Raw genomic sequence first — 19,335 nt, forward strand, 5'->3', positions numbered from 1 at the left:
CCATTGGATGACGGAAGCGACTGAACCGCAGGCAGTTGGCACGCCAAAGGATGCGCGGCCGATAAAGCTTGCTTGCCGCAATGTCTGGAAACTGTTCGGATCGAACGCGGCCAGCTTCATCCGCGAGCGTGACGGCAAGGCCAGCATGGCCGATGTCGCTGCCGCAGGACTGGTGGGTGCGGTGCGCGCCGTCGATCTCGAAATACGCCAGGGCGAGATCTTCATCATCATGGGGCTGTCCGGCTCCGGCAAGTCGACGCTGGTGCGCTGCATGTCGCGGCTGGTCGAGCCGACCCACGGCAAGGTCGAATTCGAAGGCAACGACCTGCTCAAGATTTCCGATGCGGCGCTGATCGAACTGCGGCGTCATCGCATGGGTATGGTGTTCCAGAATTTTGCGCTGCTGCCGCATCTTAACGTGCTCGACAACATTGCCTTTCCCCTGAGCATCCAGGGCCAGGACCGACCGACGCGCGAAACGAGAGCGCGGGAGGTGATCGATCTCGTGGGCTTACGCGGCCGCGAGCATTTCTATCCGCGCGAACTCTCCGGCGGCCAGCAGCAGCGCGTCGGCATTGCCCGCAGCCTCGCGACCAAGCCGGAGATCTGGTTCCTCGACGAGCCGTTCTCGGCGCTCGACCCGCTGATCCGCCGCGAGATGCAGGACGAACTGATGCGGCTGCAGACCATGCTGCACAAGACCATCGTCTTCATCACCCATGATTTCGACGAGGCGATAAGGCTTGCCGACCGCATCGCCATCATGAAGGATGGAGAGGTCATCCAGACCGGCACGCCGGAACAGCTGGTTGTCAACCCGGCGACCGACTATGTCGCCGAATTCACCCGCGATGTCGACCGCGCCAAGGTGATTTCGGCGCGCAGCCTGATGCGTGCCTGCGATGGCGCCGAGCACGGCGGCACGGTTTTGCCCGACGCCAAGATCGCCAGCTTCTCGGCCAGCATTGTCGCGTCGGGTAAGCCCTTCGCCGTGGTCAACGGCACCGGCAGGCCGATCGGCGAGGTGACGCCGCAATCGGTGATCGAGTTGCTGGCCGGTATCGAGCATACGAGAGCCGGCGCATGACGGTGACGGCAAGCGCCAGCCAAACGAGGCCACCGGTTCAGCGCTGGCTGCTGGTCTGGGCGCTCGCGCTGGCCGCCGTGCTGGTGGTGTTTCTGCTGCAGGACAGACTGCCCTGGGCCGTCAACTATCCGGCCGAGGCGGTTATCCCGGTCGCCGACTGGGTCAGTGCGCTGATGCGCTGGATCAAGTCGAACTTGTCCTGGCTGACCCGCTCGATCACCGCGGTGCTCGGCGTTCCCCTCGATTTCGCGCTCGACCTGCTGGCCAAGAATTTCAAGATTGGTCACGGTGCCGATGCCTATGTCCTGCCGCGCCTGTCCTGGATCGGCGTCTGCGCCGCCGCCTTCATCGCCGGGCATGCCGTGGGCGGTAGAAGACTCGGCATGCTGGTCGGCGGCTGCTTCCTCTACACCGCGCTGTTCGGCCAATGGACCAGCGCCATGCTGACACTGGCACTGATTTCCATCGCGGTGCCGTTCTGCATCGTCACCGGCCTGTTCGCCGGCATCTGGGCGTGGCGCAAGCCATGGGCCGAGCGGCTGATCATCTCACCTGCCCTCGATTTGATGCAGACCATCCCGACCTTCGCCTATCTCATCCCGATGCTGCTCCTGTTCGGCAACAGCCCGGTCTCGGCGATGATCGCCACCGCCATCTTCGCCACGCCGCCGATGGTGCGGGCGACGATGCTCGGCCTGTCGCGGGTGCCGTCAGAGATCGACGATTTCTCAGAGATGGCCGGCTGCACGGCGCGGCAGAAATTGTGGCGCGTGCTGCTGCCGTCGGCGCGGCCGACACTGATGATCGGCGTCAACCAGGTGATCATGCTGGCGCTGAACATGGTGATCATCGCCTCGATGATCGGCGCCGGCGGCCTCGGCTACGACGTGCTGCTGGCGCTGCGTGCGCTGAAGGTCGGCGAAGCGATGGAAGCCGGGCTCGCCATTGTGGCGCTCGCCATCGCGCTCGACCGGCTGAGCCAGGCGATCGCGCATAAGCAGGCAAAAGGCCACGTTCAACGGCAGGCGAACCAGAGCGTTTGGCGGCGCTATCCCAATCTGTCGCGGGCCATCGCCATCCTGGTCGTGACGACGCTGCTCGGCCTGTTCGTACCGGCCTTCGCGGCGGTGCCGAAGGCGATCACCTTCACCACTGCGCCACTGTGGAAGGCGGCGGTGAGCTGGGTGACGATCAACTTCTTCGACGTGATCGAAGCGTTTCGCGTGGCGCTCATCCTCAATGTACTGAACCCGCTGCGCGCCTTCTGCGAAGGCTTTCCGTGGCTCGGCGCGGTGGCCCTGCTCGGCCTCGCCGGCTACCAGTTCGGTGGCCTGCGTCTCGCCGCCTTCGTCGCCGCGCTGACCGCCTTCTGCGCCGTCACCGGCCTGTGGGAAAAGACCATGGCGACGGTTTATCTCTGCGGCATCTCGGCCTTCATCGCTTGCCTGATCGGCATCCCGATTGGTCTCGCGGCCGCGCGCAGCGACCGCTTCGAAAAGATCGTCACGCCCATCATCGACACGCTGCAGGTGCTGCCGTCCTTCTGCTTCATCATTCCTGTGGTGATGCTGTTCCGGGTCGGCGACGTCACCGCCATGATCGCCACGGTCGCCTTCGCCGTGGTGCCGGCGATCCGCTACACCAATCACGGCATCCGGCAAGTGCCACCGGCGCTGATCGAGGCGGCGAAGGTTTCCGGCTGCACGCCGCGCCAGACCTTCTTTCGGGTACAATTGCCACTGGCGCTTCCCGAAATCATGCTGGGCGTCAACCAGACGATCCTGATGGCGCTGGCGATGATCATCATCTGCGCCATGGTCGGCACACGCGACCTCGGCCAGGAAGTCTTCATCGCGCTGTCCAAGGCCGATTCCGGACGCGGCATTGTCGCGGGTCTCGCCATCGCTTTCATCGGCATCGTCGCAGACCGGCTGTTCAATGCCTGGACGGCGAAGGCGCGGGCAAGACTAGGATAATTGTTGAATGTCCAATCCCGGCGAACCGCCTTTTGCCGTACTCGTCTTCGACATGGCCAAGACCGGCGAGCCGGACGGGGAGCACGTAGTTTCGGGGTTTGAGACGCTGGAGGCGGCGACGTCCTACGCCATTGCGCGGGTTCGCGCCTCGGTGGAGGAGTTGCGCAAGCCCGGCATCGCCACTGCTGAGCTTCGCCAGCTCTGGCAGCTCTATGGCGAAGACTGTTCGGTGCTGAACGCCGGAGTGCGCGGCAGCGATCTACTCGACGATTTCATTGCGACGCCGGCGACGCCAGCCGAGTGCAACTGGCAGGCGCTGGCGCCCAGGCTGCGCCGCTTCCGCGCCTCGCTGCTGATCTCCAACGGCAACAACGAATCCGTCTGGGCGGGCGGCTTCTTTCGCTCGACCTACAGGCTGACGCGAGACGGCCTCCTCGAGCGCTTTGGCGACGACGCCATTGCCGCCTTCAAAGCCAAGGGGATCGAGCCGGCGGAGCCGACGAAGCTCATGGTCGCCAATTACTTCGAGCTTCCCGACCCGCCCTACCCGCCGCCAGGCTTGACGCTGCGATCCTGGAAGGTCGAGGTCGGTTTTGTCTGCCACGACGTGAAGTTCGGTGGCGACGCCGCCGGAATCTTCGCCTGGCCGCAAGAGCCGACCGACTGGGCGCTCAGAACCATGCAGTTCCTGCTGATGGCCGACATGATGGCCATGCGCGGCGATTGCCCCGACTGGGCCAACGACTGCGAGATACTAACCGCCAAGGTGACCGAGACGGAGGCGCCTCCCGACTATCCGCTGGATTGAAGTGATGATCATCACCTGCCCCGTGGCCGGCACACGCGATCTCGGCCAGAAAGTGTTCATCGCACTGTCCAAAGTCGCGGCATTGTCGCGGGCTGGCAACAACCTGCCATCGACATCATCGCGGTCGGTCTTCGACCCCTGAACCGCGAAAGCTCAAGCACGGCTCGGATAGACGGTTTCGCCTCTTCTGGAGTTCGCCTCTTCTGGAAATGGCAGGCCGCGCTCCAGCTCTTGACTTTGACGCATTTTCGCGCGGAAAGCTGCTTCATCCTCGACCAGCCTGAGCTTGCTGCCGAATGCCCGATCAGCGCGAACCGCCTTTTACTGTCGTCGTCTTCGACATGGCCAAGACCGGCGAGCATGTGGTTTCGGGGTTTGAGACGTTGGATGCGGCTACGTCCTACGCGATTGCTCGGGTTCGCGCCTCGGTGGAAGAGCTGCGCAAGCCTGGCATCGCAGCAGCCGAGCTCCGGCGGCACTGGCATATCCATGGTGAGGATTGCACGGTGCTGAACGCCAATGTGCGCGGCAGCGATCTGCTTGACGATTTCATCGCGACGCCGGGGACACCGGCCGAATGCGACTGGCGGGCGCTGGCGCCACGACTGCGCCGTTTCTACGCCGCTGTGAACGTCTTCAACAACGATGGCAAATCTATCCGGGTCAGCGGCTTTTTCCGCGCGACCTACCGGTTATGGCACGCTGGCCTGCTCGCACGATTTGGCGACGACGCCATCGCCTCCTTCAAAGCCAAAGGCATCACGCCGGCAGTGCCGACGAGAGTCTCGGTCGACCATCACTTCGAGCAGCCCGATCCGCCGCGCCCGCCGCTCAGCGATATCAGGCCGTTGCTGTCGTGGAAGGTCGAGATCGATTTCGGATGCACCGATGTGAGGTTCGGCGCCAAAACCGACGGCGTCTTCGCCTGGCCCGAGGAGCCGACCGGCCGGGCACTCAAAGACATGACACATCTGCTGATGGCTGACAGACTGTCCATGTACGGCACCGGCCCGGAGGGCGCCTATTATAGCGAATTGGTGTGGGTCAAGGTGACGGAGACCGATGCGGCTCCCGACTACCCTCTGAATTGAAACTGGGCCGGTGCCGGCGCATTGTTTTGCATCACGCCGACCTATTCCGCCGCCACGCCCTTCACCTGGAGATAGCTTTCCATCGAGTCGTCCAGCGCCTGCAGCCAGGGCGTATGGTGCGATGGCGCCATGGTGCCGGTCATCAGCGAGCGGTAGGCGTGGTCGCGGAAGCTCATAATGTCTTCCGCCTTGTGGTGCTCCCACTCCATGAAGGTCTGGTTGACCGCCTCGACGTCGAAGCCGGGATAGTCGGTCTGGTCCATCAATTCCTTGGTGTAGTCGCCCTGGAACCAGATCATCTGCTCGGCGTCTTCCAGCGTCTCTTCGCGTGCCCGCCACTTGGCGCCGTGCTCGGCCATCGCCTGTACCGACGGCAGCTTGATGCGGCCCATGATGACGTCACGGGCGAACCAAGCCTGGGCGTCGAACATGTTGAAAGTGTAGAACTGGTCCTGCATGCCGATATAGGACAGTTTCGGGTTCTTCTCCCACACGACGCCCTCATAGAGCCCGTCCGGCCACATGCGGTTGGCGGTCTTCAGCTTCAGCTCTTCCGTGAGGAACGGGAAGGAATGCAGATAGCCGGTGCACAGGATGATGGCGTCGACGTCCTTGGTGGTGCCATCCTTGAAGTGCGCCGTCTTGCCGACGACCTTCTGCAGCAGCGGCACTTCCTTCCAGTTCTCCGGCCATTTGAACCCCATCGGCTTGGAGCGGTAGCTGGAGGTGATAGATCTGGCGCCGTATTTGTAGCATTGCGAGCCGATGTCCTCGGCAGAATAGGAGCGGCCGATGATCAGTATGTCCTTGCCCTTGAACTCCATGGCGTCGCGAAAATCATGGCTGTGCAGGATGCGGCCGTTGAATGTCGAAAAGCCTTCGAAATAGGGAACGTTGGGAACGGAAAAATGCCCTGAGGCGACGACGACATTGTCGAACTCCTCGGAGTAGGTGACGTCGTTGGTGCGGTCATGCGCGGTGACGGTGAATTTCCTCGTCTCGTCGGAGAAAGTCACCATGCGCACCGGGCTGTTGAAGCGTACCCATTCGCGCAGGCCTGATTTCTCGACGCGACCCTTGATGTAATCCCACAGCACCGCGCGCGGCGGGTAGGATCCGATTGGGCGGCCGAAATGCTCCTCGAACGTGTAGTCGGCGAATTCCAGGCACTCCTTCGGTCCGTTCGACCAGAGGTAGCGGTACATCGAGCCGTGGACGGGATCGCCGTGCTCGTCGAGGCCGGTGCGCCAGGTGTAGTTCCACAGGCCGCCCCAGTCGGACTGCTTTTCGAAGCAGACGATTTCGGGTATCTCGGCGCCCTTGTCGGCAGCCGACTTGAAGGCCCTGAGCTGGGCCAGACCGGATGGCCCCGCTCCAATGACGGCAACGCGCGTTTTCATGGCAGGCCTCCCGGTGTCATTCGATTTTTGGAATTGCTCTTACGAAACAAATTTCACTCACAGGACAGTAATTGCCTCTTGGATGCTGTCAACAGGCCTTGTGGAGAAACCGCGTTTCGCCCCAGCGGATTTCCGGAAACGGATGACGGCGCAAATCCGGTGCGGACACCATTCGACTTAACGGGCTTGCTGCGCGGTTGCGTTTCTGTATCGGCACCGAATATGTTCACCTGGAGTGAAATAATCATGGGGATTCGGGGGCGAGATGGCGAAGACGAGTTCCGACTCCAAGACTGCTTCGACAAGGGCAAAGCCACCGGCGAAGGCATCCGTGGACGGGAAGACCATCCGCGCGCCGCTGACGCAGAACCCGCATGCCATTCGCGACACCCGCGAAAAAGTGCTGGAGGTGGCGATCGGGCGCGAGGTGCGCGCCTTCCGCAAGAAGCTCGGCATCACCGTCGCCGATCTCGCCGTCGCCACCGATATTTCGCTGGGCATGCTGTCGAAGATCGAGAACGGCATCACCTCGCCGTCGCTGACCACACTGCAGGCGCTGTCGAGGGCGCTCGGCGTTCCCGTCACCGCCTTCTTCCGCCGATTCGAGGAAGAGCGCAGCGCCGTCTTCGTCAAGGCCGGCGAAGGGCTAGATGTCGAACGCCGCGGCACCCGCGCCGGCCATCAATACAATCTGCTCGGCCATATCGGCTCCAACACCAGCGGCGTCGTCGTCGAGCCCTATCTGATTACGCTGACCGAGGATTCGGATGTGTTCCCGACCTTCCAGCATGAGGGCATGGAATTCCTCTATATGCTGGAGGGCGAGGTGGTGTACCGGCACGGCAGCAACCTCTATCCGATGAAGCCGGGCGACAGCCTGTTCTTCGACGCCGACGCGCCGCACGGGCCGGAGCAACTGACGAAACTTCCGATGCGGTATCTGTCGATCATTTGCTATCCGCAGAATAGCGCTGGGTAATCGGACCGCCGCAGCCCCCTCACCCGGATTGCCAAGGCCGAATTGCAAGAGCAATTCGGGGCAATCCGACCTCTCCCCGAGGGGAGAGGAGTCTGGCGTCAGCGCTGGCGATCTCTTCTCCGCTCGGGGAGAAGGTGGCCGCGCAGCGGCCGGATGAGGGGGCCTTTAGTCCGGCCCGAACCCCGGTGGCGTCGCACTGCCATCATCCAGCTTCGACAGCCATTCCACCAATGTCGGCCGATACCGCGTCAGGCCCTTGTAGGTGGCCAGCTCTTCCGGCAAATCCCGGATCACCCGGTGCAGTCGTCTTGCCCATTTCGGCTGTGTCACCAGTTCGTCCATCTTGATGAGATAGCAGCGGATCGGGAAGACGATGCCGTTCGAGCGCGGCAGCCGCCAGAAGCTTTGCAGTTCGACGCGCAGATGCACCTTGTCGCCGACATTTTCGGGCGTCACCGTCGCGCGGTCCGGGCCCCATTTGTGGTAATTCTCCGGGCTGGTGTCGAGGCGCGGGTTGATGGTCATCGTCCAGTTGAGACGCCGCGCCGGCTTGCCCTGCTGGATGTTGGTGAGGAACTTCAGCGCCCTGACGAAAATCCCCTTCTCATGCGCCAGCGGCACCGGCGCGTGCCATTCGAAGAAATTCATGCCGATGTCGAAATCGAGCGACCAGTCGGCCTGGGTGGTGACCATGCCGGCGTCCATCCACAGATTGCCGTCGCGCTGATCGAGGATGCAGAAATCGCCCTGGCTTTGGCGGGTGATGTACTCCATCGGCCCGTAAGGCAGTGTCGAGGTGTCGCCGAAGGTGAAGGTGTCGTCGATACCGAGCGGCCGGTTGATCCAGCGCCAGCGGCCGCCGTCGCGGGTCAGGGTGAAATGCTCGGGATAGCCAAGTGCCTGTTGCTCCATCAGGAGTTCGAGCAGGTCCCAGCCGGCCAGCGTCATATGCGGCAGCGACTGGCAACGCAGCGGATCCTCGGCCAGGACCAAAGCGCGGTCCTGCATCTCGGCGACATAGTGCTCGTCGACGTCGATCAGGTTTTCCAGCACGCTGCCCTTGGGACCGACGACATGCGGCTCGATGTTGACCGCATACATGTAGCTGTCTTCGTGGAACGGAAACGGAAACCGCCTGATGTGTTCCGGGCTGTTCCTGAAGGTGAAATCGTCGCGAAACGTTTCCTTGCGAAAGGTGATGCCCAAGCTCGCCTCCTATCTTTCCAGGACCAGCGACTTGCCTTCGAAGCGCGACACGCACGGCATGATCTTGCAGCCGGAACGGTGGTCTTCCTCACTCAGCCAGTGGTCGTTGTGGATGAACTTGCCGTCATGCGAGATGACGTTGGTCTCGCACTGGCCGCAGACACCGCCGCGGCAGAGATAGGGCGGATCGACGCCGGCGGCCTCGATCGCTTCGAGCAGGCTCTGCTGCTCGCCGACGCGGATGGTCTTGCCGCTGACGGCAAGTGTGACGTCGAACGGCAGGCCGGGCTGGGGTGCCGCGAAATGTTCGTAGTGCACGGTCTCCGCCGGCCAGCCGAGAGCCGCGGCGCGCTCGCGCACCCAGTTGATCATGCCGGCCGGGCCGCAGACATAGAGATGGGTGCCGAGCGGCTGCGAGGACAACAGACGGTCGAGTTCGATGCGCTCGTCGCGGTCGTCGTGATAGAGCCGGACGCGACGGCCATAGCGCTCCTGCAGCACATCGGCATAGGTGCCGAGCGAGGCGGTGCGGCAGGTGTAGTGCAGCTCGAAATTGCCGCCGGACCCGGCGAGCTGCGCGGTCTGCGCCATGAACGGCGTGATCCCGATGCCGCCGGCCAGCATCAGATGCTTCTTTGCCCTGAGGTCGAGCGAGAACAGATTGACGGGGTAGCTGACCACCATCTCCAGGCCAGGCTTGACGCTCCGGTGCATGAACAACGAGCCGCCGCGGCCGACATCGTCGCGGCGCACCGAGATGGTGTATTCGCGGGTGTCGAGCGGCGATCCCATCAGCGAATAGGGATTGAGCCTTGTGCGGTCGCCATCGCGCATCTCGACCACGACATGGGCGCCGCCGGAAAAGGTCGGCAAAAGCTCACCGTCACGGCGGCGGAAATGGAAGCGCGTCACCAGTTCGTTGACCGGGACGACGTCGCTGACGACGACATCGAGCTTGGTGGTGCCGGTGCTCATGGGAAGACCTCCTCGATGGGAGGGATCTCCGAGCGATCCTCGGCATTTATGCAGACGCCCTGGAATGCTGCCAGCCGTCGCGAATAGTGATCGCGCACCAGAAGCAGCAGGCCGCAATGCGCGCAGGTGGCCGGCTGCGTCGTCACATTTTCGGTGATGCCTTTGCAATGCACGCACTGCATGCGCCGCGCCAATGAGCCGCGATGCTCGGTCTGCATGGAGGTATGATCGATGCCGGCTTCGAGCGCCACCTGCATGGCCTGGCCGATCAGCCCTTCGGTGCCGGCGAGATAGAGGCGCAGGCCCATATGCGCGTTGGCAAGCGTCTGCTTCAGCCGGGGCAGCAGGCTGGCGAAGGTTGGCGCGACATGAAATTGCGCGGACTTCAGTGCCTCGAGAGCGGCAACGTGCTTGCCGTCGGCCCCGGGAATGAAGACCATTTCGGCGCCGTCGAAGAAGCCGGGGGGCGCCGTCCTTGCCATATCGACGATCGCCAGCGCGCCTTCCGCATCCGCCACGAAAAGATGATGCTTGCCGGGCTGCGGGGACAGGGTTCCGTAAATGGGCCGGCTGATGATCGTTTTGGCTGCCATTCTCTACTTCGTACCTCGAAACCCTCGCTGTCGATTGTGCCTCAGCCTTTCGCCGTGCGCTTGGTTTTTTTGGGATCGTCGAAGGGCAGAGGCTGCGCCGTCGCCCTGATCGAACCGCTCTTGTTGCGGATCTCGAGCCTGGTGTCCTTGACCGCGCAGTCGACGTCGAGGCGGGCGATGCCCATCGATTTCTCGACCAGCGGCGAATACATGGCGCAGGTGACCACGCCCACCTTTTTGCCGTCGCGATAGACCGGCGCGCCCTCATCCGCGGGTTGCTTGCCGTCGAGCAGCACGCCGTAGATCTTGAAGCGCTCCTTGCCCTTGAGGCGGTAATGCTCTTCGGCGCCACGAAAGCCGGTCTTGCCGGGGCTGACGGTGAAGTCGAGGCCGAGCTCCCACAGCGTGTCGCCGGGGCCTTCGTTCTCGAACGGATATTTCTGCGAGTTGTCATAGGGATAAAACAGCAAATAACTTTCGACGCGCAGCATATCGAGCGTGGTGAAGCGGCACGGAATGATGCCGGCGCTCTTGCCCTCGTCGAGGATCCTGTCCCAGATCGTGCCGGCGTCCTGACCGCGGCAGAATATCTCGTAGCCGCGCTCGCCGGTATAGCCGGTGCGCGAGATCATGACGGGAAAGCCGAACAGCTGCGCCTGCATATGATGGAAATAGTTGAGGTCGCGAATGCCCGGCACATGCTTTGAGAGATAGTCGACCGCGGTCGGCCCCTGCAGCGACAGATCGTGCAGATTGTCGTCGAAGCGCAGCGATACGTCGCGGCCGACGGAAGCGCGCTGCAATTCCTCATGGCCGGTGCCGGAGCCGTGCACCACTATCCAGGCGTTCGGCCCGGTGCGGTAGAGGATGCAGTCGTCGGTGAATTTGCCGGCCTCGTTCAGCATGCAGGCATAGGCCGACTTGCCGGGATAGATCTTCTCCACGTCGCGCGTCGTTGCCAGGTCTATGAGGTGTGAGGCGTGCGGCCCGGTGATGTGAACCTTCTTCAGGCCCGACACATCCATCAGCCCGGCCCTGGTGCGGATGGCGGTGTATTCCTCGTCGGCGTCCTTGTCGTAGGTCCAGGCGGTGCCCATGCCGCTCCAGTCTTCGAGCTTCGAGCCTAACGCGCGATGGCGATCCGCCAGGGTCGAAAATCTCCAGGATGCCGTCATGCGCAAATCCTCCGTTCGAAAATGCTATTGTGTTCCCGGCTCCCTGCGCGGAGGCGGAAGCATTTGGTTGAATTTGATCGCAAACGTCCTGATGCCGCAATACCCGCAAGCAAATAATTTCATTGTCAGGCAAAATTTGCCGCTGGGGACAAACGGTTAACCCAACGTAAAATCACCTTGACAATTGCTGGATTCGGCCCGAATTTATGAAAAAAATTTCACTCTGTTGAAAGAGGGCAGCGGGCGGCCAATTTGGGGTCAGGCGCTGGAAAAGGGGAAAACCGATGTCAGACCTGCAGCAGCGCATCGAAGCGCTGTACCGTTCCGACCTGCGCGGATCCGCGCTCCTGATCATCTGCCTTTGGGCGACGATCCTCTTCGTGCTCGTCATGACATGGCCCTACATCCCGGACACCGGGATCAAGATCGTCGTCGCTATCGCTGCCGCCGCCGTGCTGATCTTCAATACGGCCGCCATCCTGGCGATGGTCAATCACTACAAGGAAGACAAGGACTTCATCTACGGTCTCGACATCAAGAACGCCGACGCGGCCCGCAACCGCAAGTCCTGAAAACAGAACGTCCTGAGGGGTAGAAGTCATGTCGCGCTACACGCCGCCGGAACAAGGCAAGGCCGGGCAGATTTTCGATATCGTGGTCGTCGTGGTCGCCATTTTCGTGGCGCTGTGGCTGCCATTGAAACTCGGCCTGGCGGGTGCGGCGAAATCCATCGACGCGCTCGATGCCAAAACCTGGGAAGCGTTGGGACAGAACCCGACCATGGCCTCGATCTGGGAAAAGCTCGGCTATACGCCGGAGACCGCGCACGACATCATCCAGAACCGCTTCCACTACATCATCGACTGGCCGACGCTGATCATCATGGCGGCGGTGCTGATCGGCTATTTCGTCTTCCTGTTCCGCGCCTCCGACCGCGAATATCGCGACGTCATCAACGAAAAGTTCGACGACAAGTAACGCCAGAGATTTTGGGGAAGCACGCTCATGTGGGTCGCACTCTCTTACGCATCGTGGGGCATCTCGGTCGTGCTTGCGCTGTGGATGCTCTACGACTGGTTCAAGATCGACACGACCTATTCCGAGGAGGTGCTGACTTCCTCGCGCGAAGGCGAGCTTGAAGCCGCTTCCGAAAAACACCGGATCTGAGTGGGGATTGAACAATGACGATCACGCTTGAACCGGCAATACACGGCGACAGGGTTTCACTGCTACGCGTGCTCGGCCCGGCCCATGTCTGGGCGCTTGGCGTCGGCATCGTGCTGGTCGGCGAATTCACCGGCTGGAATTTCTCGGCCGACAAGGGCGGCGCACTGGCGGCGCTGATCGTCTGCTGGGTGGTCGGGCTCTTGTACACTTCGGTCGCCATGATCGACTCCGAGGTGACATCGACGGTTGCCGCCGCCGGCGGCCAATACGCGCAGGCCAAGCACATTGTCGGGCCGCTGATGGCCTTCAACGTCGCGCTGTTCCTGGTCTTTGCCTACACCATGCTGGAGGTTTCGGACGCCATCCTGCTCGGCGACACCATCGTCGCCAAGGCCGGCGTCGAAGGGCTCACCCACAACTCCTTCATTGCCGCCACCATCGTCGTGCTGGCATGGCTGAACTATCGCGGCGTGCTGATGACGCTCAACGTCAACTTCGTCATCACGGCGATAGCCTATGTCTCGATCGTTATCCTGTTCTTCTCGGTCAGCCCCTGGACGCAGGGTGCTGTGCTGAAGCTCAACGAACTGGTCACCCCCGGCAATGCGCTGCCCTATGGCTGGATCGGCGTCATCGCGGCCTTCCAGTTCGGCATCTGGTACTATCTCGGCATCGAAGGCACCACGCAGGCCGCCGAGGAAGTGCGCTCGCCGGCGCGTTCGCTGCCTTACGGCACCATGGCCGGCATGATCACGCTTTTGATCGCCGCCGCCATGACCTGGTATGTCTGCGCCTCGCTGATGCCCTGGGAGTACCTCGGTATCACCTATTATCCCTTGTGGGACGCCGGCAAGCTGACCGGCAGCCCGCTGCTGGAAAACCTGTTGTTCGTCGCCACGCTGCTCGCGGCACTGGCGTCGGCCAATGGCTGTATCAACGATGCGGCCCGCGCGTGGTTCTCGCTTGGACGCGACCGCTATCTGCCGACATGGTTCTCGGCCGTGCACCCGAAATACCGCACGCCCTATCGCTCGATCCTGTTCCTGTTGCCGATCGCGCTCGCCTTCGCCTTCATCGCCGACCTCAACCAGGCGATCACCTTCTCAATCCTGTCGGGCGTGCTGCAATACACCTTCATGAGCATAAACATCATGATGTTCCGCAAAAAGTGGCCGCTGGGCACGATCCGCCGCGGCTATACGCACCCGTTCCACCCGATCCCGGCGATCGTGCTGTTTTGCCTCTGCGTGGTGACCTTCTTTGCGATCTTCCTCGGCTACGGCACGCAGCTGATCGCCATGGTCGCCTTCTACTTCCTGATCTCGCTGTGGTTCCACTTCTACCGTTACCGCTATGTGCGCCGCGGCGACCAGTTCACCATGCCGTGGCCGAAGCCGCAGGGCTATTGACAGGAGAGGGCCTGCCGGTCTGGGCGGGCATGGCGTGACGAGGTGTCTGACGTGACGACAGCATTGCTGGCCGGGGCGGTCGCCGTGGCTCTCGTCCTGCACCTCGCCTGGCATACGCGCGCCAGCCGCAAAAAGGCCAAGGCTGATCTTGCAGCCGAGGCAGCCAGCATCCGGACCGTCATCACAGATGCCGTTGATGTCTCCGATGGCACAGCCGGCGTTGTCACCTGGGCCGGCACATGGAACGGACAGCGCGTGCAGCTGCGCACCATCGTCGACACGCTGGCAACGCGAAAGCTGCCGGCGCGATGGTTGAGTGTCACGATCACAGAGCCGGTTGCGGTGCCGGCGACCTTCGACATGATGATGCGGCCGGGCTCGCCGACGACCTTCTCCAATTTCGATCATCTTCAGCATACGCTGCCGAAGGCTCCGGGATTTCCGGCTGAAGCCGTGCTGCGAACCGACCTCAGGGCGGCGCGCTTTCCGCAGAACCTGATCGCCAGCCATCTCGACATCTTTGCCGAAGGCCGCGCCAAGGAACTCTTGATCACCCCGAACGGCGTGCGCATCGTCTGGCTGCTGGCCGAGGCCGAGCGGGCGCGCTACGGCGTGTTCCGGCAGGCCGCATTCGGCGGCGCAAGGCTGGATCCAACGCTGGTCGAGAGACTGCTGACCTCGGCCTCAGTGCTGCGCGATGCCATCAACCGACAGGAAAGGCAGGTCGCATGAGCGCACCCGCACCGACAAACCCGTATCTGGTGCTCGGCGCTGCCATCGTCTTACCGGCCAGCGGCCACGTCATTCTGGGCGTGCCCGTGCGCGGCCTGCAGTTCCTGTTCTTCATGGTGATCCTCGCCTGGGTGACGGCCAAGATCGCGCCGGCCGATGCCAGCTTCGTCGGCCGCCACGCCGGCGGCTTCCTGATCTATGCGCTGTCGATCCTCGATGCCTACAGAATAGCCCGCATCCGCACCGCCACATGGATTCACAGCGCCCGCGACGGCGGCGATAGTTCACAAGGCCGCATCGAGCCGGATACGTAACTACAGGAATATTTTTTTCATACGATTGAATTCGCACGACGCATTCGATACATCATCGTCTAGTGGTAACGTCGGGAGGCTGACATGTGTGGAATCGTCGGACTTTTTCTGAAAGACAAGTCGCTTGAGCCGCAGCTCGGCTCGATGCTGTCGCAGATGCTGATATCGCTCAGCGATCGCGGCCCCGACAGCGCCGGCATTGCCATCTATGGCGCGCCTTCCAGGAATGAAGCCAAGATCACCATCCAGTCCGCGAAGCCCGAGCGCGATTTCCGCGGCCTCGACGCCGAACTCGCGAAGGCCATCGGCGCGCCGGTGAGCATAGCGGTGAAGTCCACCCATGCAGTGTTGAGAACCGCGCCCGACAAGGTCGATGCCGCGCGCGAAGCGCTGCAGTCAATCCGCCCCGACGTGCGCATCATGGGCGCCGGCGAAGCGGTGGAAATCTACAAGGAAGTCGGTCTGCCGGAAGCGGTCGTCGACCGCTTCGACGTCCGCTCGATGACCGGCACGCATGGAATCGGCCATACCCGCATGGCGACGGAATCGGCCGTCACCACTATGGGCGCGCATCCGTTCTCGACCGGCGCCGACCAGTGCCTGGTGCACAATGGCTCGCTGTCCAACCACAACAATGTGCGGCGTGAGCTGGTGCGGGAGGGCATGAAATTCGAGACCGAGAACGACACCGAGGTCGCCGCCGCCTATCTCTCCTCGCAGATGGCGCATGGCAAGAACCTCGGCGAGGCGCTGGAAGGCACGCTGTCCGACCTCGACGGCTTCTTCACCTTCGTCGTCGGCACCAAGAACGGTTTCGGCGTGGTGCGCGATCCGATCGCCTGCAAGCCCGCCGTCATGGCCGAGACCGACCAGTATGTCGCCTTTGGCTCGGAATATCGGGCGCTGACCAAGCTGCCCGGCATAGACAATGCGAGGGTCTGGGAGCCGGAACCCGCAACCGTCTATTTCTGGGAGCATTGAGCCCATGCCGGCAACCAAACTTTCGAAGGCGGCGCAAGACCAGGCGTCCCGGGTCTTCGATCTTGATGTGTCGTCGCTGCGCGAGCTCAACCAGGCGCTTCACAATCTGACGCCCGGCTCCAACGAAACGGCGTGGGAAGTGCTGCACCCGAAGGGCAGCCATTCGGTTGCGGTCGGCGTCGACCAGCCTGTCAGCATCGATGTGCGCGGCAGCGTCGGCTACTACTGCGCCGGGATGAATGACGGCGCTGCCATCACCGTGCACGGCTCGGCCGGACCTGGCGTCGGCGAAAACATGATGTCGGGCTCGATCGTCATCAAGGGCGACGCCAGCCAGTATGCCGGCGCCACCGGCAAGGGCGGGCTGCTCGTCATCGAGGGCAACGCCTCGTCGCGCTGCGGCATCTCGATGAAGGGCATCGACATCGTCGTGCACGGCAATATCGGCCACATGTCGGCCTTCATGGCGCAGTCCGGCAATCTGGTGGTGCTGGGCGATGCCGGCGACGCACTTGGCGATTCCATCTACGAAGCGAGGCTGTTCGTGCGCGGCAAGGTCGAAAGCCTGGGCGCCGACTGCATCGCCAAGGAGATGCGGCCCGAGCACATCGAACTGCTGCAGGGACTGCTCGACCGCGCCGGCGTCACCGGCGTCAAGCCGTCGGAATTCAAGCGCTACGGCTCGGCGCGCACGCTCTACAATTTCAATATCGACAACGCCGACGCGTATTGAGGCAGCATGACCTACAAGAACCCGCCGACGACGCCGCGCAAATCCGCGACCTTCGACGACTACACGCTTTCCGAAATCCGCCGCGCCGCGGCGACCGGCATCTATGACATCAGGGGCGCCGGGGCCAAGCGCAAGCTGCCGCATTTCGACGACCTTTTGTTCCTCGGCGCCTCGATCTCGCGCTATCCGCTGGAAGGCTATCGCGAGCGGTGCGACACGTCGGTCGTGCTGGGCTCGCGCTATGCCAAGAAGCCGATCGAGCTGAAAATCCCGATCACCGTTGCCGGCATGAGCTTCGGGTCGCTGTCCGGCCCGGCCAAGGAAGCGCTCGGCCGTGGCGCTACGCTCTCAGGCACGTCGACCACCACGGGCGACGGCGGCATGACCGAGGAAGAGCGCGGCCATTCCAAGCAACTGGTCTACCAGTACCTGCCGTCACGCTACGGCATGAACCCCAGGGATTTGCGCCGTGCCGACGCCATCGAAGTCGTTGTCGGCCAGGGCGCCAAGCCCGGCGGCGGCGGCATGCTGTTGGGACAAAAGATTTCCGACCGCGTCGCCGAAATGCGCACGCTGCCGAAGGGCATCGACCAGCGCTCGGCCTCACGCCATCCCGACTGGACCGGGCCGGACGATCTCGAGATCAAGATCCTCGAGCTGCGCGAGATCACCGACTGGGAAAAGCCGATCTACGTCAAGGTCGGCGGCGCCCGCCCCTATTACGACACAGCACTTGCGGTGAAGGCCGGCGCCGATGTCGTCGTCGTCGACGGCATGCAGGGCGGCACGGCGGCCACCCAGGAAGTATTCATCGAAAATGTCGGCCAGCCGACGCTTGCCTGCATCAGGCCGGCGGTGCAGGCGCTGCAGGATCTCGGCATGCACCGCAAGGTGCAGCTGATCGTGTCGGGCGGCATCCGCAATGGCGCCGACGTCGCCAAGGCGCTGGCGCTCGGCGTCGACGCGGTGTCGATCGGCACGGCAGCGCTCGTCGCGCTCGGCGACAACGACCCGCGCTGGGAGGCCGAATACAATGCGCTCGGCACCACCGCCGGCGCCTATGACGACTGGCACGAGGGTCGCGACCCCGCGGGCATCACCACGCAGGACCCCGAACTGATGAAGCGGGTCGATCCGATCGCCGCCGGACGGCGGCTGGCGAACTACCTCAAGGTGATAACGCTGGAGGCGCAGACCATTGCGCGTGCCTGCGGCAAGAACAGCCTGCACAATCTCGAGCCCGAGGATCTCGTAGCCCTCACCATCGAAGCCGCCGCCATGGCTGGCGTGCCGCTGGCCGGCACCAACTGGATACCGGGGAAAAACGGCTTCTAAAAAACACATCAAAATAAGCGAGGAACTATAATGGGGAACGATCTCGCCGCATTCGCCAAAGAGAACGGCGTCAAATATTTCATGATTTCCTACACCGACCTGTTCGGCGGCCAGCGCGCCAAGCTGGTGCCGGCGCAGGCGATCGCCGACATGCAGAAGGACGGCGCCGGCTTCGCCGGTTTCGCCACCTGGCTCGACCTCACGCCGGCGCATCCTGATATGCTGGCGGTGCCGGATCCGGATTCGGTGATCCAGCTGCCGTGGAAGCCCGATGTCGCCTGGGTCGCCGCCAACTGCATCATGGACGACAAGGAAGTCGAGCAGGCGCCGCGCAACACGCTGCGCCGGCTGATCGCGGAAGCCGCCACTGACGGCATGCATGTCAAGACTGGCGTCGAGGCAGAGTTCTTCCTGATCTCGCCGGACGGCAGCGTCATCTCCGACAAATACGACACGGCTTCAAAACCCTGCTACGACCAGCAAGCGGTGATGCGCCGCTACGATGTCATCGCCGAGATTTGCGACCACATGTTGGCGCTGGGCTGGAGCCCCTACCAGAACGACCATGAGGACGCCAACGGCCAGTTCGAGATGAACTGGGCTTTCGACGATGTGCTCGCCACCGCCGACAAGCACTCCTTCTTCAAGTTCATGGTCAAGTCGGTGGCCGAGAAACACGGCCTGCGCGCGACCTTCATGCCAAAGCCTTTCCAGGGCCTGACCGGCAATGGCTGCCACGCCCATATTTCGGTCTGGGACAAGGCCGGCAAGGTCAACGTCTTTGCCGATAACGCGATGGAACTCGGCCTGTCGGCCAAGGGCAAGAATTTCCTCGGCGGCATCATGAAACATGCCTCGGCGCTGGCCGCCATCACCAACCCGACGGTGAACTCCTACAAACGCATCAACGCGCCGCGCACCATTTCGGGCGCCACCTGGGCGCCGAACACGGTGACCTGGACCGGAAACAACCGCACTCACATGGTGCGCGTGCCCGGCCCCGGCCGCTTCGAGCTGCGGTTGCCGGACGGCGCCGCAAACCCTTATCTGCTGCAGGCCGTCATCATTGCCGCCGGTCTCGACGGCATCCGCTCCAAGGCCGATCCCGGCAAGCGCTACGACATCGACATGTACCAGAACGGTCACACTGTGAAGGGCGCGCCGAAGCTGCCGCTCAACCTGCTCGACGCGCTTCGCGAATACGACAAGGACAAATCGCTCAAGGCGGCGCTGGGTGAGGAATTCTCGTCGGCTTATCTAAAGCTGAAGCAACAGGAATGGAATTCCTATGCTTCGCACTTCACGCAATGGGAGCGCGACCACACGCTGGACATATAATCGTCCTAGCGGTGCGAGCGACCTCGGAATGACCTG

The 19,335-nt window shown here is 62.8% G+C and carries 21 protein-coding genes; 16 read left to right on the plus strand and 5 right to left on the minus strand.

Annotated elements, in window-relative coordinates:
• Positions 1-7: 7 nt before the first annotated feature.
• The 5 genes from X728_RS165285 (at position 8) to X728_RS1000000167590 (ending at position 4,962) form a co-directional block, all read left to right on the plus strand.
• The gene (locus X728_RS165285; RefSeq protein ID WP_023830327.1) at positions 8-1,087 is read left to right on the plus strand and encodes a glycine betaine/L-proline ABC transporter ATP-binding protein; all 1,080 of its coding nucleotides are present in this window, start codon (positions 8-10) and stop codon (positions 1,085-1,087) included.
• Entirely contained in the window at positions 1,084-3,063 is a 1,980-nt protein-coding gene (locus X728_RS165280) for an ABC transporter permease subunit (RefSeq protein WP_023830328.1), read from the plus strand. The genes X728_RS165285 and X728_RS165280 overlap by 4 nt, the downstream gene beginning before the upstream one ends.
• A gap of 7 nt (positions 3,064-3,070) precedes the next feature.
• Positions 3,071-3,871: a hypothetical protein gene (locus X728_RS1000000167585; protein ID WP_023830329.1), complete on the plus strand. Its 801-nt coding sequence runs from the start codon at positions 3,071-3,073 to the stop codon at positions 3,869-3,871.
• A 4-nt stretch (positions 3,872-3,875) separates the two neighbouring features.
• Positions 3,876-4,013 (plus strand): hypothetical protein, encoded by a 138-nt coding sequence (locus X728_RS1000000170020; protein ID WP_023696622.1) that lies wholly within the window; start codon positions 3,876-3,878, stop codon positions 4,011-4,013.
• A 154-nt stretch (positions 4,014-4,167) separates the two neighbouring features.
• Entirely contained in the window at positions 4,168-4,962 is a 795-nt protein-coding gene (locus X728_RS1000000167590) for a hypothetical protein (RefSeq protein WP_023729278.1), read from the plus strand.
• Between the two features lie 41 nt (positions 4,963-5,003).
• Here the strand turns inward: X728_RS1000000167590 and X728_RS165275 are convergent, their stop codons facing one another.
• Positions 5,004-6,362 carry an NAD(P)/FAD-dependent oxidoreductase gene (locus X728_RS165275; RefSeq protein ID WP_023704844.1) on the minus strand — a complete coding sequence of 453 codons (1,359 nt, stop codon included), beginning with the start codon at positions 6,360-6,362 and terminating at the stop codon, positions 5,004-5,006.
• A gap of 265 nt (positions 6,363-6,627) precedes the next feature.
• On the opposite strand from X728_RS165275, the gene X728_RS165270 reads away from it, so the two are divergent.
• Positions 6,628-7,341: an XRE family transcriptional regulator gene (locus X728_RS165270; RefSeq protein WP_023692149.1), complete on the plus strand. Its 714-nt coding sequence runs from the start codon at positions 6,628-6,630 to the stop codon at positions 7,339-7,341.
• A 165-nt stretch (positions 7,342-7,506) separates the two neighbouring features.
• Here X728_RS165270 and X728_RS165265 read toward each other — a convergent pair whose 3' ends face one another.
• Genes X728_RS165265 through X728_RS165250 form a run of 4 tightly spaced genes read right to left on the minus strand, consistent with a single transcriptional unit; the run spans position 7,507 to position 11,290 of the window.
• Positions 7,507-8,547: a DUF3445 domain-containing protein gene (locus X728_RS165265; RefSeq protein ID WP_023830330.1), complete on the minus strand. Its 1,041-nt coding sequence runs from the start codon at positions 8,545-8,547 to the stop codon at positions 7,507-7,509.
• 9 nt (positions 8,548-8,556) lie between these two features.
• Positions 8,557-9,522 (minus strand): PDR/VanB family oxidoreductase, encoded by a 966-nt coding sequence (locus X728_RS165260; protein ID WP_023830331.1) that lies wholly within the window; start codon positions 9,520-9,522, stop codon positions 8,557-8,559.
• Complete coding sequence (locus tag X728_RS165255) at positions 9,519-10,115, minus strand: dimethylamine monooxygenase subunit DmmA family protein (protein WP_023830332.1); 597 nt, start codon at positions 10,113-10,115, stop codon at positions 9,519-9,521. Before X728_RS165255 ends, X728_RS165260 begins: the two co-directional genes overlap by 4 nt.
• 41 nt (positions 10,116-10,156) lie before the next feature.
• On the minus strand, positions 10,157-11,290 hold the full coding sequence (locus X728_RS165250; protein WP_023830333.1) for an aminomethyltransferase family protein: 1,134 nt from the start codon (positions 11,288-11,290) through the stop codon (positions 10,157-10,159).
• A 284-nt stretch (positions 11,291-11,574) separates the two neighbouring features.
• Between X728_RS165250 and X728_RS165245 the strand changes: the two genes are divergently transcribed.
• The 10 genes from X728_RS165245 (at position 11,575) to glnT (ending at position 19,299) form a co-directional block, all read left to right on the plus strand.
• Positions 11,575-11,862, plus strand: a complete 288-nt coding sequence (locus X728_RS165245) for a hypothetical protein (RefSeq protein ID WP_023668544.1) — start codon at positions 11,575-11,577, stop codon at positions 11,860-11,862.
• A gap of 28 nt (positions 11,863-11,890) precedes the next feature.
• The gene (locus X728_RS165240) at positions 11,891-12,268 is read left to right on the plus strand and encodes a hypothetical protein (protein ID WP_023668545.1); all 378 of its coding nucleotides are present in this window, start codon (positions 11,891-11,893) and stop codon (positions 12,266-12,268) included.
• A 27-nt stretch (positions 12,269-12,295) separates the two neighbouring features.
• Positions 12,296-12,457 carry a hypothetical protein gene (locus tag X728_RS1000000168175; protein WP_023668546.1) on the plus strand — a complete coding sequence of 54 codons (162 nt, stop codon included), beginning with the start codon at positions 12,296-12,298 and terminating at the stop codon, positions 12,455-12,457.
• Positions 12,458-12,471: 14 nt separating this feature from the next.
• Positions 12,472-13,866 (plus strand): APC family permease, encoded by a 1,395-nt coding sequence (locus tag X728_RS165230; RefSeq protein ID WP_023668547.1) that lies wholly within the window; start codon positions 12,472-12,474, stop codon positions 13,864-13,866.
• A gap of 42 nt (positions 13,867-13,908) precedes the next feature.
• Positions 13,909-14,598, plus strand: a complete 690-nt coding sequence (locus X728_RS165225) for a hypothetical protein (protein ID WP_023704841.1) — start codon at positions 13,909-13,911, stop codon at positions 14,596-14,598.
• Entirely contained in the window at positions 14,595-14,912 is a 318-nt protein-coding gene (locus X728_RS165220; protein ID WP_023668549.1) for a hypothetical protein, read from the plus strand. The genes X728_RS165225 and X728_RS165220 overlap by 4 nt, the downstream gene beginning before the upstream one ends.
• Positions 14,913-14,996: 84 nt before the next feature.
• Positions 14,997-15,893, plus strand: a complete 897-nt coding sequence (locus X728_RS165215) for a glutamine amidotransferase family protein (protein WP_023668550.1) — start codon at positions 14,997-14,999, stop codon at positions 15,891-15,893.
• A 4-nt stretch (positions 15,894-15,897) separates the two neighbouring features.
• Entirely contained in the window at positions 15,898-16,626 is a 729-nt protein-coding gene (locus tag X728_RS165210; RefSeq protein WP_023668551.1) for a GXGXG domain-containing protein, read from the plus strand.
• A gap of 6 nt (positions 16,627-16,632) precedes the next feature.
• Positions 16,633-17,961, plus strand: coding sequence for an FMN-binding glutamate synthase family protein (locus tag X728_RS165205; RefSeq protein WP_023687061.1), 1,329 nt, complete (start codon positions 16,633-16,635; stop codon positions 17,959-17,961).
• Positions 17,962-17,991: 30 nt separating this feature from the next.
• Complete coding sequence (glnT, locus tag X728_RS165200) at positions 17,992-19,299, plus strand: type III glutamate--ammonia ligase (protein ID WP_023684436.1); 1,308 nt, start codon at positions 17,992-17,994, stop codon at positions 19,297-19,299.
• Positions 19,300-19,335 lie beyond the last annotated feature (36 nt).

Origin of the sequence: Mesorhizobium sp. L103C119B0, from assembly GCF_000502235.1 — a bacterium.
Classification (GTDB): domain Bacteria; phylum Pseudomonadota; class Alphaproteobacteria; order Rhizobiales; family Rhizobiaceae; genus Mesorhizobium.

Bases quoted from the DNA above. Each gene is read 5' to 3' on its own strand.
- X728_RS165285 (WP_023830327.1), top strand. From the start codon at position 8: ATGACGGAAGCGACTGAACCGCAGGCAGTTGGCACGCCAAAGGATGCG.
- X728_RS165280 (WP_023830328.1), top strand. From the start codon at position 1,084: ATGACGGTGACGGCAAGCGCCAGCCAAACGAGGCCACCGGTTCAGCGC.
- X728_RS1000000167585 (WP_023830329.1), top strand. From the start codon at position 3,071: ATGTCCAATCCCGGCGAACCGCCTTTTGCCGTACTCGTCTTCGACATG.
- X728_RS1000000170020 (WP_023696622.1), top strand. From the start codon at position 3,876: ATGATCATCACCTGCCCCGTGGCCGGCACACGCGATCTCGGCCAGAAA.
- X728_RS1000000167590 (WP_023729278.1), top strand. From the start codon at position 4,168: ATGCCCGATCAGCGCGAACCGCCTTTTACTGTCGTCGTCTTCGACATG.
- X728_RS165275 (WP_023704844.1), bottom strand. From the start codon at position 6,362: ATGAAAACGCGCGTTGCCGTCATTGGAGCGGGGCCATCCGGTCTGGCC.
- X728_RS165270 (WP_023692149.1), top strand. From the start codon at position 6,628: ATGGCGAAGACGAGTTCCGACTCCAAGACTGCTTCGACAAGGGCAAAG.
- X728_RS165260 (WP_023830331.1), bottom strand. From the start codon at position 9,522: ATGAGCACCGGCACCACCAAGCTCGATGTCGTCGTCAGCGACGTCGTC.
- X728_RS165255 (WP_023830332.1), bottom strand. From the start codon at position 10,115: ATGGCAGCCAAAACGATCATCAGCCGGCCCATTTACGGAACCCTGTCC.
- X728_RS165250 (WP_023830333.1), bottom strand. From the start codon at position 11,290: ATGACGGCATCCTGGAGATTTTCGACCCTGGCGGATCGCCATCGCGCG.
- X728_RS165245 (WP_023668544.1), top strand. From the start codon at position 11,575: ATGTCAGACCTGCAGCAGCGCATCGAAGCGCTGTACCGTTCCGACCTG.
- X728_RS165240 (WP_023668545.1), top strand. From the start codon at position 11,891: ATGTCGCGCTACACGCCGCCGGAACAAGGCAAGGCCGGGCAGATTTTC.
- X728_RS1000000168175 (WP_023668546.1), top strand. From the start codon at position 12,296: ATGTGGGTCGCACTCTCTTACGCATCGTGGGGCATCTCGGTCGTGCTT.
- X728_RS165230 (WP_023668547.1), top strand. From the start codon at position 12,472: ATGACGATCACGCTTGAACCGGCAATACACGGCGACAGGGTTTCACTG.
- X728_RS165220 (WP_023668549.1), top strand. From the start codon at position 14,595: ATGAGCGCACCCGCACCGACAAACCCGTATCTGGTGCTCGGCGCTGCC.
- X728_RS165215 (WP_023668550.1), top strand. From the start codon at position 14,997: ATGTGTGGAATCGTCGGACTTTTTCTGAAAGACAAGTCGCTTGAGCCG.
- X728_RS165210 (WP_023668551.1), top strand. From the start codon at position 15,898: ATGCCGGCAACCAAACTTTCGAAGGCGGCGCAAGACCAGGCGTCCCGG.
- X728_RS165205 (WP_023687061.1), top strand. From the start codon at position 16,633: ATGACCTACAAGAACCCGCCGACGACGCCGCGCAAATCCGCGACCTTC.
- glnT (WP_023684436.1), top strand. From the start codon at position 17,992: ATGGGGAACGATCTCGCCGCATTCGCCAAAGAGAACGGCGTCAAATAT.